The 11,900-nt window shown below is 69.3% G+C and carries 8 protein-coding genes and 4 pseudogenes; 1 reads left to right on the plus strand and 11 read right to left on the minus strand.

What is annotated here, in order from left to right; all coding sequences use genetic code 11:
* The 11 genes and pseudogenes from BW737_RS03600 to BW737_RS03650 form a co-directional block, all read right to left on the minus strand.
* Window positions 1-266, minus strand: a pseudogene (locus BW737_RS03600) (NifU family protein); the annotation flags it as partial.
* A gap of 11 nt (window positions 267-277) precedes the next feature.
* Window positions 278-2,428 (minus strand): annotated as a pseudogene (feoB, locus tag BW737_RS03605) (ferrous iron transporter B).
* The gene (locus tag BW737_RS03610) at window positions 2,425-2,748 is read right to left on the minus strand and encodes a FeoA family protein (protein WP_086616001.1); all 324 of its coding nucleotides are present in this window, start codon (window positions 2,746-2,748) and stop codon (window positions 2,425-2,427) included. Before BW737_RS03610 ends, feoB begins: the two are co-directional and overlap by 4 nt.
* 174 nt (window positions 2,749-2,922) lie before the next feature.
* A complete protein-coding gene (locus BW737_RS03615) occupies window positions 2,923-3,414 on the minus strand; it encodes an NUDIX hydrolase (RefSeq protein ID WP_086616000.1) in 492 nt (163 codons plus the stop codon).
* Window positions 3,415-3,420: 6 nt separating this feature from the next.
* Window positions 3,421-4,183 (minus strand): annotated as a pseudogene (locus tag BW737_RS03620) (type 1 glutamine amidotransferase).
* Window positions 4,180-5,561 (minus strand): annotated as a pseudogene (locus BW737_RS03625) (MurT ligase domain-containing protein). Before BW737_RS03625 ends, BW737_RS03620 begins: the two co-directional pseudogenes overlap by 4 nt.
* A gap of 151 nt (window positions 5,562-5,712) precedes the next feature.
* Window positions 5,713-7,365 carry a bifunctional phosphatase PAP2/diacylglycerol kinase family protein gene (locus tag BW737_RS03630; RefSeq protein ID WP_257210431.1) on the minus strand — a complete coding sequence of 551 codons (1,653 nt, stop codon included), beginning with the start codon at window positions 7,363-7,365 and terminating at the stop codon, window positions 5,713-5,715.
* Window positions 7,366-7,501: 136 nt separating this feature from the next.
* Complete coding sequence (locus tag BW737_RS03635; protein ID WP_099330331.1) at window positions 7,502-8,845, minus strand: MFS transporter; 1,344 nt, start codon at window positions 8,843-8,845, stop codon at window positions 7,502-7,504.
* A gap of 538 nt (window positions 8,846-9,383) precedes the next feature.
* Window positions 9,384-9,713, minus strand: coding sequence for a hypothetical protein (locus BW737_RS03640; RefSeq protein ID WP_086615998.1), 330 nt, complete (start codon window positions 9,711-9,713; stop codon window positions 9,384-9,386).
* 239 nt (window positions 9,714-9,952) lie between these two features.
* On the minus strand, window positions 9,953-10,177 hold the full coding sequence (locus BW737_RS03645; protein ID WP_086615997.1) for a helix-turn-helix domain-containing protein: 225 nt from the start codon (window positions 10,175-10,177) through the stop codon (window positions 9,953-9,955).
* The gene (locus BW737_RS03650) at window positions 10,174-10,899 is read right to left on the minus strand and encodes a hypothetical protein (protein WP_086615996.1); all 726 of its coding nucleotides are present in this window, start codon (window positions 10,897-10,899) and stop codon (window positions 10,174-10,176) included. The genes BW737_RS03645 and BW737_RS03650 overlap by 4 nt, the downstream gene beginning before the upstream one ends.
* Window positions 10,900-11,510: 611 nt before the next feature.
* On the opposite strand from BW737_RS03650, the gene BW737_RS16655 reads away from it, so the two are divergent.
* On the plus strand, window positions 11,511-11,900 hold a 390-nt coding region (locus tag BW737_RS16655), incomplete at its 3' end, for a hypothetical protein (RefSeq protein WP_218961773.1).

Raw genomic sequence — 11,900 nt, forward strand, 5'->3', positions numbered from 1 at the left:
CACGAGCCGGGCACCCCGAGCGCGTCCACCAGGGCGCTGCGCACCGCGGCGCCGTCGGCCTGCCAGCTGCGGCCCTCGCCCAGCAGCGTGAGCACCGCCCCGGGCACCGCCTCAATCCCCGCCAGGGTGCCGTCGTCAAGCAGGGCCTGCAGCAGGCGCGGGGCGCGGGCCACGGTCCCGGAGAAGCCCAGCAGTCCATCGGGGACCACCCAGCGCATAACGGCGGGGTCCGGGGTCGCCACGGGATGCGTGGGGACGACGCCCATGGCTACCGCGCTCAGGCGAGGGCGGCGACGACGGCGTGGGCGATGGCGCCGGCCACCCAGGCCAGCACGAACAGGTAGCCGTAGGCGATCGCCGACCACTTCCAGGTGCCGGTCTCCCGGCGGATCGCCCCCGCGGTGGCCATGCACTGCATGGCGAAGACGAAGAACGCCAATATCGCCGCGATCGTCGCCGGGTTGAATAGCGGCTCGCCGGCGCTGGCCACCAGGGTGTCCTCGGTGTAGGTCATGGCAGCCAGTTGGGCGCCGGGGTCCTCCGGGTCGCCCGCGGCGGCGATCTGCCCGAGCGTGGCCACCGCCGTCTCCCGGGCCGCCAGGGAGGACATGATCGCCACGTTGATCCGCCAGTCGAAACCCAGTGGCTCGAACACGGGCTGGATCGCCTTCCCGAGGGAGGCGGCCAGCGAGGAGTCCATGGTGTAGCTGGTGCGCTGGGCGTCCAGCAGCGCCTGCAGTTCCTCGGGATCGGTGACGGTGGCGCCGTCGTCGTCCAGCACGGTTGAGGAGTCGGGGTCGGCCACGGCGGCGGCGATCGCTGCGCACTGGGCGCTGGCATCGCAGTGGGCGGTGAACTCCGCCTCGGAGCGGATGGGCACGTTAAGACCCGTCCACACCAGGATGGTGGCGGCCAGGATGATCGTGCCCGCCTTCTTCAGGAAGCCCTTGCAGGCGTCCCAAACCATCAGGCCACCGTGCGGGCGCGCGGCAGCCGGTAGGGCGGCATTTCCATGTAGAAGGGCAGCAGCACGCCGCCCCGGTCGGTCAGGCGCTTGACCACCCGAGCGGCCAGCATGGCGGCGACCGCCCCGGCCAGGTACAGGCCGAACATGATGGTGCCCGCGGCGCCGAAGGGGCCGATGCGCTGCCCCGGGTCGACCAGCAGGGAGATCATGATGATGTAAACCGGCAGCCGCGCCGAGCAGGTCATCAGTGGCGCCGCCAGCATGGTGGCCAGGCGGTCCTTGGCGCTGGGCAGCGTGCGGGTGGCCATGATGCCGGGAATGGCACAGGCCAGCGAGGACAGCAGCGCCACGAAGGCGCGCCCCTCCAGCCCCGCCCGGCTCATCACCCGGTCCATGAGGAAGGCGGCCCGCGACATGTAGCCCACGCCCTCCATCAGGCGATCAGCAGGAACATGATGGCGATCTGCGGCAGGAACACCAGCACCCCGCCGACGCCGCCGATCACGCCGTCGGCCAGTAGCCCCGCCAGCAGCGGCGCGGGGCCGTCCAGCCAGTTGTGGACGGCGTCGCTCAGGAGGCTGAAGCCGGTCTCTATGGCCTCCTGGAAGGGGGCGGCCCAGGTGAAGATCGCCTGGAAGAAGGTGAACATGACCGCGAAGAACACCAGGGTCCCCCACAGCGGGTGCAGCAGCACCCGGTCGACGGCGGCGGTGCGCGAGTCGGGCACGGGGGCGGTGTAGTCCGCGGCGGCAAGGACTGACTCCGTCCAGGAGGCCCGCTCCGGTCCGCTGGTCGGCGGCGTGATCGGCGCGCGCGACCAGTCGCGCCAGGAGGCGAGCGTGCTGCGCAGCTGCGGGATGCCGGTGGCGCGGTTGCCGATGACCTGCACCGCGGGCACGCCGAGCGCCGTGCCCAGGGCCTCGACGTCGAGCCGCCCGCCGCGGCGGGTGAGCTCATCGGTCATGGTGACCGCCAGGGCAGTGGGCAGGCCCAGAGCCAGGGCCTGGGCGACGAATCCCAGGGAGCGGGACAGGGTGGTGGCGTCGATGACGACTAGCAGGGCATCGGGCTGGGCGACGCCGTTGCAGCGGCCGGTCAGGACGTCGTGGACCACGCGCTCGTCGGGGCTGATGGGCTCCAGCGAGTAAGCGCCCGGCAGATCCTCCAGGGTGATGGTGGCGGGTTCGTCGCCGGTGTCGGTGGCGGAGAGCGGCAGGTGCCCAAGGAGCGGGAGACGGTCACGCCCGGGTAGTTGCCGGTCTTGGCGCGCAGGCCGGTGAGCGTGTTGTAGATGGAGGTCTTGCCAGCATTGGGGGCGCCCGCCAGGGCGATGCGGGCGGCGTCGGCGTCGATGGAGGCGGAGGCGGCACCGTGGGCGGCGCAGCCCTCGTGGCAGGAGGGCTCGTGGCAGGCGGGCATGTCGGTTTCCCTGGAGTTCGCGGCGTCGACGGCGGTGCTCATGCGGTGGCCTCCGGAACGCCGGGGACAGCGCTGGTGGAAATGACTTCTACGGTGATCAGGGCCGCGTCACGGCGGCGCAGGCTGAGTTCGTAGTCGGCGACGTGGTAGACCGCCGGATCTCCCAACGGGGCGCGGCGGCCAACCTCGAGCTGGCGGCCGGGCTCGAAGCCGAGGTCGACCAGACGCCGAGCGAGGCACTCACCGCGATCGGCGGATACAGCGATGATACGGGCGCGCGTGCCGCGGGGCAGGGCGGACAGGGGGACTGCCGAGGCCGGCTGTTCTGATGGGATGATTCTGGCCGTGGCGGATGCGGCCATGTCTTAACTCCTTGGTCCTGGTGACGCTCGCGGTGCGGGTTGGTCGGCACGGGTTGACCGGGGACTGTCCGTCGGGTCGTCGTGCCGGGTAGGCGCTGGCACCTGCTGGCGCAGTAAAGGATAGGCTTTGGTAAGCGTCAGTGGAAATCTTGCGGCCTGGGCCACGGGCATCCGTCACCTGAAGCGCGCGCCGGCGGCCGGGTCGGCCAGCCAGGTCAGGGCGGCGTCGATGCGCCCCGGGGTGGAGGCCACCAGCGGCGTCGGCAGCGCGTCCGGCGCGAACCAGCCCACCGCCGTCGACTCCTCGTCGGCCACGCGCGCACGCGCCACCGCGGCGGAATCCGCCCGCGCGGCGAAGGTGATGTCCATGAACACGCAGCGGTCCCCATTGGGGAAGGTGATCGGCTGCCCCGCGCTCACCCCGGCCACCCCGACGATCTGCGGGTCGACGCCGGTCTCCTCCAGGCACTCGCGCCGCGCCGCGGCGGCCGGCTGCTCGCCGGGCTCCGGGATGCCGGAGACCACCGCCCAGGCGCCGTTGTCGGAGCGTCGCCCCAGTAGCAGCCGCCCGTCCGGGGCCACCACCACCACGCTGACACCGGGCAGCCATAGCTGCTCATGCCCGATCTTCTCGCGCAGGGAGACGATGAACTCAGGGGTGGCCACGGCGCATCACCTCGGTCGGGCGGCGGCCACGGTGCTGGCGCGGCGGGCGTCGGCGTCGTCGATGGGCAGCGGGTCCCAGTCCTGTCCTCGCAGTTCGACCGCCCGTTGCAGTAGCCAGTCGGCCACAGCCGGGTTCTTCGGCAGCAGCGGGCCGTGCAAATAGGTGCCGATCACGTGCTTGAACCGGGCGCCCTCCGCGCCGTCCTTGCCGTTGTTGCCGGCGCCGGAGCGCACCGTCCCCAGGGGCTCGGCGCCGGGGCCGAGCGTGGTCAGCCGGAGTGGTTCTCATAGCCGACCACGCGGCCGAACTCGGGGGAGTCCAGCACGATATTGCCGATCAGGCGCCCCGTCCCAGCCACCGTCTGCGCGTCCAGCAGCCCGATCCCGGGAATCTCGGAGCCCTCGCCGGTGACGAAGCGGTGCCCGAACAGCTGGTACAGGCCGCAGATGACCAGCATGGGCACGCCGTCGTCGGCCCACTGCCGCAGGCGCGGGCCGATCTTGAGCAGGTCGGCTTGATGCGCTCCTGCCCGGAGTCCTGGCCACCTCCGCCCAGAACCAGATCGGTCTCCTCCGGCAGTGCGTCACCGGGGTTGTAGGAGTGCAGCTCGACGTCGTAGCCGTGCCACTGGCCGCGGCGGGCCAGGGTGAGCAGATTGCCCCAGTCGCCGTAGATGTTCATGTCCCGCGGATACAGCTGCAGGATGCGGATGCGGCCGCGGGCGGGGCCGGCGCCGGTGTGGGTGTAGACGGTGGGCTCGGCGCTCACTTCATGACCTCCTCGACCTTGGTGAGGCGCCCGAGGCGGGCGCGCAGCGCCAGCATGGCGGTGTAGGTGGTGTACACGCGCATGGGGCGGTCCTCGGCGGCGGCGCGCTTGCGCAGTGCGTCCAGTCCGGCCTCCAAGTCCGGTTCGACGACGTCGACCGGCACCTCGTCGTAGCGCAGCCGCAGCGCCATGTCCCAGGCGCGCACCCCGGTGACGACGGCGACCCCGGCTTGTTTCAGCGAGGAGAAGTCCACGTCCCACAGCCAGGACATGTCTCGGCCGTCGGCGTACTCGTCGTTGATGGCGACCATGATGAGCTCGTCGGCTGCGGCGTCTGCCCGCCCTGCGGCGCCGGCCTGCGCGGTGGGGGCAGACATGAGGCTCATGCGGAAGCCGGCCGGATTCTTCACCAGCGCCAGTTGCACTGGGCGGCCGTCCAGGGTGATGACCTCGCCGCGGCCGAAGGCGGGGCGGATCTGAGCCAGGGTGTCCAGCAGGCGGGACAGGTCGGCCCGCTCCCCGAGCACCTCCAGCACCAGGGTCAGGGCGGCGCAGGCGTTGAGCACGTTGTGAATGCCCGGGATGGCGAAGGTGACCTGGTGCTCGGCGCCGTCCACCTCAAGGGTGGCCTGGTTGCCGGCCAGCGCCAGCAGGCGTACCCGCGGGGCGGGGCAGGGGGAGGCGGCGTCGGCGGGGGATACCCCGGAGATGGGAGCGTCGTCGGGCGCGGGCACGTCGGCGGCCTGCTCGGCGCGCAGATCGTCGTCGGACAGGAACACCGAGCGCAGGGCGGGGCCGACACCAAAGGCGGCGGTGCGTGCCGTGAGTCCGTCCAGGAAGCGCTCGCCGTTCAGGCGCGGGTCGTCGGCGTTGACCACCACCACGTCGCGCGTGGCCAGGGCGGCCTTGCGCAGCAGGGAGGCCGTATAGTCGATCTCGCCGAAGCGGTCGAGCTGGTCGCGCATGACGTTGAGCATGAGCGCCGCCCGCGGCTGCACGGCGCGGACGAAGTGGACGGCGTGCGCCTCGTCGAGCTCTAGCACGGCGACGTCGGCGTCCAGGCGGCCGGCGGCGTCGACCTCGGTGAGCAGGGCCGCCAGCACGCCGCGCACGAAGTTGGAGCCGGTGCGGTTGGTGAAGACCTTCAGGCCCTGGTCGCGCAGCAACTGCACCACCATCTTGGTGGTGGTGGTCTTGCCGTTGGTGCCGGAGACCAGCACCACCCGTGCGGCAGCCGGTCCAGGGTGCGGGCGAGGAAGCCGGGGTCGGTGCGCTCCATGACCAGGCCGGGGAAGGCGGTGCCACCGGAGCCGCCGCCGCGCAGGCGGGCCAGGGCGCGGGCCGTGCGGCCGAGCGCGACGGTGAGTCGTGAACGCATGGGGCTCCTGCCTGTGGTCGGTGGCGGGTCGCCTCAGTCTAGAGGAGTGTGCCCGATCGGATAGGCGGTCGTCTGCAGGTGCGTTCCACGACCTTGAGGGTTTTTGCGGGCGGACCGGTTTCGGCACGTCATTAGTGCCGGCTTCGGTGCGTTACTGGTGCCGGTCTCGGCGAGTGGGGCGAGTGGGGGCGGGCGGGACGACGACGTGCAGGGCGGCGGGCTCGACCTCGGCCACCAGCTTCCGGGTACGTCCCACCGGGTCACCGTCCAGCTCGAAGGGGACCGGCTCGGGCGTGGTCAGGGTCAGGCGGCGGGCCTGGTGGTGGCTCAGGCCTTCCACGTCCTGGCCGATCAGCAGGCCGGCTCCGACCTTCGCCCAGTCGGCGATCCGGTTCGGGCCGGTCAGCAGCAGGTCTACACGGCCGTCGTCGGGAGTGGCCTGCGGGAAGATCGTCACGCCGCCGGTGATGGTGCCGACGTTCCCCAGCAGTGCCATCACCACCCGGTGCTCGCCGGCCGACCTGCCGGTCGACTCGCCGTCGTCGAGCGCCACCTGCACCGAGAAGGGGTCCGGCACGGCGTTCTGCACCGCGGCCAGCACGTAGGCACCGGAGCGGATCACCTTCTTCAGATCGTCGCTCGTGTCGGCCATGATGCGGGCATCCAGGCCCAGGCCGGCCATCACCACGAAGCGCTCCTCACCGCCGTCCCAGGTGCAGCGCACGACGTCGACGGCGCGGGTGGGGCCGGACAGGGCCAGGCGCAGGGCGGCGTCGGTGTCCAGCGGCACCTGCAGGTTGCGGGCCAGCAGGTTGCCGGTGCCGGTGGGCAGCAGCGCCAGGGGCACGCCGGTACCGGCTAGCTCGCCGCAGACGGCGCGCACGGTGCCGTCCCCGCCTGCGGCCAGTACCAGGTCGACCCCGGCGGCCAGGGCGCGCCGGGTCTGCTCGTGACCGGCGTCGTCGGGGGTGGTCTCCAGCCACAGGGTGGGCTGCCAGCCGGCCGCCAGCACCTCGGACTCCACCCGCCGGCGCAGCAGGGACAGGTCGTCGAACTTGGTGGGGTTGTAAACGATGGCGGCGCGCTTGTCCACGGTGGTGCGTGGCAGACCGATGTGGGCCCAGGACGCCAGGATCTCCTCAATGCCCCCCACGGCGAGGGCGAAGGTAGCCACCGCCGCGCCGAGCAGGACGCCGCCGATCAGGTCGGAGACGGATTGCAGGCCCATCGCCCACTGACTCACGCAGGTGACGGCGATGGCGAATACGGCGACCATCCGCCACAGCCGTACCTGGGAGGTGGGGCGGCGGCGGGCCCGGGTCAGGGTGACCAGCACCCAGGCGGCCACGGTCATGGCGACGGCGTGCCCGGCGGGGTAGGCGAACCCGCGGTAGGACAGCGAGTCGGCGAAGGCGGAGGAGGGGCGCGCGTGATCGATCCAGGTGGCGATGACGATCTGGAGCGGCAGGCCCAGCAGGGAGGTCGTCAGGGCGGTGGATAGGCGCCGCATGCGCTGCTGGTAGGTGACGACGGCGGCCACGGCGATGGCTGCGTAGATCAGCAGCGGGTGGGTGAGCAGGGAGACCGCCTCGAGGACCTGCCCCCGACCCGAGCGCGGCGGCAGCACCGGGGCCGTGAGGACGGCGTCGAGGCGGTCGGTCAGCCCGGCGCGCACCAGGATGGTCCAGGCGGCGAAGAGCAGGGCGCACAGCGGCCACAGCCAACGCCCCGTCCCCCAGAAGCGGCGCAGCCGGTCAGGCATTGCGGAGGGCGGACCGGGAACGACGCCGGGACGGATGGGCACTGGACTCCTCCCCACGGGGTGCTGGTTGACGGTGCGGCGGGTGCCGCGCCGCCAAATTACCAGCGCTGCATGTGGGGAGGCTGTGCACATCCGTCCCGGGAGCGGGGCGGGCTGGGAATCTCGGCGGAGCCGCCGGTTACCTCACCTTCTTGATGAAGATGGCCAGCACGCCGCCGATGATGGCGCAGATGCCGGCGAAGTAGCACAGCGCCGGGTAGTTCATCTTCTCCGGCGAGCCGATGCCCAGGAAGAACGGCGCCATGTACGGGGCGAGCGACTGCGGCAGGGCGTTGGCGATATTGAACACGCCCAGGTCCTTGCCGGCGTTGTCCGGGTTGGGCAGGACATCCACCACGAGGGCCAGGTCCACGGAGATGTAGATGCCGTAGGCCAGGCCCATGATCGCCTCCACCTTGTAGAACCCGGACACAGTAGTCGTGTGGGCCAGCATGAGGACGCCGACGCCGAATAGTGCTGAAGCTAGGAAGACGAAGGCCTTGCGGCGATGGAGCCGGTCGGACAGCTGGCCGCCGACGAAGCTCGCGGCCATGAGCGCAATCGTGTAGATGAGCACGGAGGTGGCGACCACGTCGTTCGCACGTTCTTCCGTGAGGTTGACCCGGTGGACCAGGTACATTAGCCGATAGGTGGTGAAGGAGAAGGAGCACAGTGTGATGAGGAAGCGCCCCCACCAGGCCAGGGCATAGTCGGGGTAGGCGATGGGGTTCACCCAGAAGGTCTTGATCAGGCCGATGAGGTCGAGCCGGGGCGGCCTGATGGTCAGCTGCTTGTCCGGCAGGACGAAGGCGAACCAGACCATGAACAGGATGGCCGGAATGGCCGGGGCGATGAACAGGACCTCGAGATTGTCCTTCAGGCCTTTAGACAGATAGGTGGCGGCAAGCACGGCCAGGTTCTGGGCGATGGAGATCATGGAGCTGATCCGGGCCCGCTGGAACTCCGGCACCTGGTCCGAGAGCACCGCCACGAAGGGTGCCAGCGCCGCGTTGGCGCCGATCTGGGCGATGAGCCAGCCGGCGGCGACCAGGGGGACCGTGTTGGTCAGGCCCATGATCACCAGGCCGACGGTCATGCCGAGGATGCCGATCACCAGCCAGGGACGGCGTCGGCCCCACCGCCACATGGTGCGGTCGGAGATCTGCCCGAAGATGACGTTGGCGAAGACCGCGCCCAGGGCCCCCAGGCCGGCGATCTGGGACACGGCGGAGGTTTGGGCCGCGTTGTCGTTCGGGAACATGGCCAAGGCCTTGTTCTGGATGGACAGGACCGCGGGCCCCATGAGGGCGATGAAGAAGAAGAGCTGTGCGGCCAGGTAGGAGGCGATGAATAGCGGCTTGACCTCCTGGAGCGGTGGCGCGAAGAAGGCGTCGATCTCCTCCTGGGTGGCGCGCCTGTCCTTGGAGGGTGCTGGTGGTTCTGCCATAGGGGTCTCCTCATTGAGCAGGGAAGTGACGTGCACTACATCTAGCAGCGTAAACCTGGCGGCGCCTTGCCGTCACGCAATCGTTTGACGGAGTTTTGTGCAGCGCTGTCTGGGGTGTGATTCTGGCCGGCTGAGTCCATGCGTGGGGCCGGCCGGCGCCTCGCTGCGGGTCTTATCGAATGAGGCCAGCCGGATCTGTCTCATCGCGCGGGCCCGAGGGTCAGTCGTCGAACTCGGCGTTGCGGTCTGTCCAGGAGGTTGGTGCTGCCCGGTTCGACTGTGTTCCCGCGGCTGATACCGCAACGACTATGCGTGCGCGGCGTTCAGGCGCTGGTGAGGTACTGGCGTGGATGGCTGCGCTCGTGTTGGTGTCGAATCTGGACACTTTTCGGAGCGCAGGGATCGTCCCCTGGCTCCCACGCCGGTTGTGACGGCTGACTGCCTCAACTGTCCGAAAACGGCACGAACAGCCTTCAGGGAGACGTCATAGAGATGGCGGATCGTTGGAATTATGCGGTTCTGTCTGTGTCCGTGACGGGGTGTCGGCGGTGTTTATGCCGATCTCGGACATTTCTCACCGCGCCGGGCGTAGGCGCGCCGTCGGCAGTTCCAGCTCAACGGTTCCCGCCCAAGTGGTCGCCTTCGCGACGTGGCCCGACAGCTCGTCCGCAACTCTGGTGACGACCACGTGGTCCCGGTGAATCTCGCTGATCCTTGCGGGCACCCAGATGGTCCCGTCGTCGATGTCGGCGTCTTGTGCGAGGAGCCAGTCCTGGGCCAGCAGGCGCAGGCCGATCTCGTCGAGGATGGCTTCAGTCTCGTCCAGTTCCAGGTTCTCGCGGCGCCGGTGGTCGAAGACGTCAGGGGAAACACCGGGCCGGGTGTGCGGGTGTTCGGGGCTCATATGACCCAGGCTATGCGTGCGGTCGGGACGGGCCGGCGCGTCCGCCCGGAAGGGTTTGCACTGTCGCAAACGGTCACAAACGCGCCTGCCACGCCTAAAGGCGACTCGGTAATCGTTGGAATCACGCGGCTGCGAAAAGGGACGAGCTGCTGTGTCAGGCGTTTGTAACCGTTTCAGACAATGCTCGCCCTTGATGCGTCGGCGGCCTGACCGCTGGCAGAGCTTCGAGGGGGCTCGGCCTACGGTGCGGCAACCTCCAGCAACTCTCCGACCGTGCACCCCAAGGCCTCGCACAGCGCCGTGAGGGTCGTGAAGCGGATGGCTCGGGCACGTCCATTCTTCAGGACCGACAGGTTTGCCACCGTGACGCCCACCTGCTCGGACAGCGCCGCGAGCGTCATACCCCGCTCCTCAAGCAGGCGGTCGAGGTGGCAGACGACGCGGGTCTCGCCCGCCGTGCTCATACGAGTCCCTCCGTCTCCTCGCGCAGGTCGGCGTTCTCGACGGCGAGCGCTGCCGTCCGCAGGGCCAGGCGGTGAAGTGCCTCGGTGAAGTAGGTCAGCGTCCAGACCCCCACGAGGATAGCGAAGGGCAGACCCTTCCAGAAGCTGCCCACACTCATTGCACTGACGTCCTCACTGACTGGGGAGAGGAGTCCCGGGATCAGCTCGCCGAAGGCTGCATAGACGCACACGGCCGCGAAGGCGGTCCAACGCAGATACCGGACCCTGCATCTGATTCGCTCCCAGGGGTCGCCGTCGCCCTGCCAGTACTGGCTGGTCGGGGCGACTGCCTGGCTGAACAGGATGAGCGAGGCGAATACGAGCGCCATGTAGGAGATGATGAGGAAAGCCTCGAGTGCCAGGGTCCAGCCGGGTAGGTCGCAGTATCCGTACAGGATGGTGCGCTCAAGACCGGTGTCCTCCAGGACGCCCGTATAGGCGCCGCGCAGCTCGATCGGTCCGGGCGTTGCAATGACGGAGACCCGCAGGATGCCGTCGCGCAGGATGGATAGCAGTGCAATCAGCGGCTCGGCGACGGCTATGAGCGCGATGATGACCAGGAAGGCGACAGTGGTGATGCGGCCGGGAACGCCCCAGGGGTTGTCGCGCTCGGCGGTGGCATTGGCGATGGCGGTGCGGATACGGCGGCTGAGTGAGGGGGCGGTAGGGACGGCGTTGCTCATGGTGATCCTCCGAGTCCGGCTGTCGACCAGCCTGTCATATCGAATAACGATCGATCGATAATCGATATGGTGCGTCATTTCGGGTGGGGTGTCAAGAGCTGAATCGTGCCGATATGCGCCTCTTCGCGTTTGTGGGTGTGGTCGGTGGGGGTGGGTGCTGTCAGCTGGGGTGCAGGGGCTAGGCCTCGTCGTTGATGCCTGGGCCGGCAGTGTTTGGGGTGCGTGTGCTGGGGCTGGCGGCGGGTACATCGCCATCGCCGGACTCCGGGGATGCGTCTTCTACGCCACTTCGCTGCCGGGCGTGTTCTCCGGGTAGGGCTTGGCGCGCAGATCAGCGCGGGGCCTGACGGTTCGTACCTTTGCTTCGATGATTCGTACTTTCTTGCGACGGTTCGGCACTTGGAGGTACGTGCCGTTGCAGGAGAGTACGAATCGTGGACCGGAAGGTACGTACCGTCGCGGGAAGGTACGAATCGTCGGCCGGAGGGTGTGAGCCGCCGGGGAGCGCCCGAGCGGTCCCGCCCGAACTACCGACAGCCGCGGTGATCCGCCGCGCGCGCAATCGCGACGAGTCCGATCCGCGGCAGGCTGTGCTTCGTGGGACGGCCGTCATGTCGATTTCCGACCTTGGGGGTGCGGCCGGTCGGAACAACGATGTGGAGGGCGCCCTCGTGGCGACGGTGGTCGAAGGCGTCGGGATTGGTGTGCGGGTGCTCGGGGCGCATGTGACCCAGGCTATGCGTGTGGTCGGGAAGGGGTGTCGCGCCCGTCCGGAAGGGTTCGCATTGTCGCAAATGGTTACAAACGCGCCTGCCACGCCTAAAGGTGACTCAGTAATCGTTGGAATCATGCGGCTGCGAAAACGGGACCAGCTGCTGTGTCCGGCGTTTGTGACCATTTCAGACGTAGAGAATGTAAGTGTCTGCTCGGTGCTGGGGGTGTGTGACCCTATTTCGGACTGGCGGCCTGGTTGGGTCTGTCCTGGGATTGATCTGTCCGCG

Origin of the sequence: Actinomyces ruminis, from assembly GCF_002154335.2 — a bacterium.
Lineage (GTDB): Bacteria > Actinomycetota > Actinomycetes > Actinomycetales > Actinomycetaceae > Actinomyces > Actinomyces ruminis.

Excerpts from the sequence above, each read along its gene's own strand:
- BW737_RS03640 (WP_086615998.1), bottom strand. The coding sequence starts at position 9,713 with ATGAGCCCCGAACACCCGCACACCCGGCCCGGTGTTTCCCCTGACGTC.
- BW737_RS03650 (WP_086615996.1), bottom strand. The coding sequence starts at position 10,899 with ATGAGCAACGCCGTCCCTACCGCCCCCTCACTCAGCCGCCGTATCCGC.
- BW737_RS03610 (WP_086616001.1), bottom strand. The coding sequence starts at position 2,748 with ATGGCCGCATCCGCCACGGCCAGAATCATCCCATCAGAACAGCCGGCC.
- BW737_RS03645 (WP_086615997.1), bottom strand. The coding sequence starts at position 10,177 with ATGAGCACGGCGGGCGAGACCCGCGTCGTCTGCCACCTCGACCGCCTG.